At 69.5% G+C, this 429-nt stretch carries 1 protein-coding gene; it reads right to left on the reverse strand.

The genetic code is table 11. The features are described 5' to 3' along the window. The coding region (locus I6F36_RS38955; protein WP_276573760.1) for a carboxyl transferase domain-containing protein at positions 1–429 on the reverse strand (429 nt) is incomplete at both ends.

The raw sequence follows: 429 nt of genomic DNA on the forward strand, positions 1-429 counted from the left end.
CCCGTGGCCGCTTTCAGCAACGGCGGCCCGGCGAGGAACGCGCGCGCCCGGTCGCGCACCATCACCACGTAGTCCGACAGGCCCGGCATGTAGGCGCCGCCCGCCGTGCTGGACCCATGCACCACGCTGATCACCGGAATGCCCGCCGCCGACAGCCGCGCGAGCCAGTAAAAGCCGCTGCCGCCGTGGATGAAGGTCTCCACGCGATACGTCAGCAGGTTGGCGCCGGCCGATTCGACAAGGTGGATGAACGGCAGCTTCTGCTCCAGCGCAATGGCCTGGGCACGCTGGAACTTCTCGATGCCCATCGGCTGCACGGCCCCTGCGTCGATGCCCGCGTCGTCGACAATGATCATCGCGCGCACACCGCTCACCCAGCCGATGCCCGCGATGAAGCCGCCGCCAGGAATCGAGCGCGCCGGGTCTGCG

Origin of the sequence: Bradyrhizobium sp. BRP19, from assembly GCF_020194195.1 — a bacterium.
GTDB classification, from domain to species: domain Bacteria; phylum Pseudomonadota; class Alphaproteobacteria; order Rhizobiales; family Xanthobacteraceae; genus Bradyrhizobium; species Bradyrhizobium yuanmingense.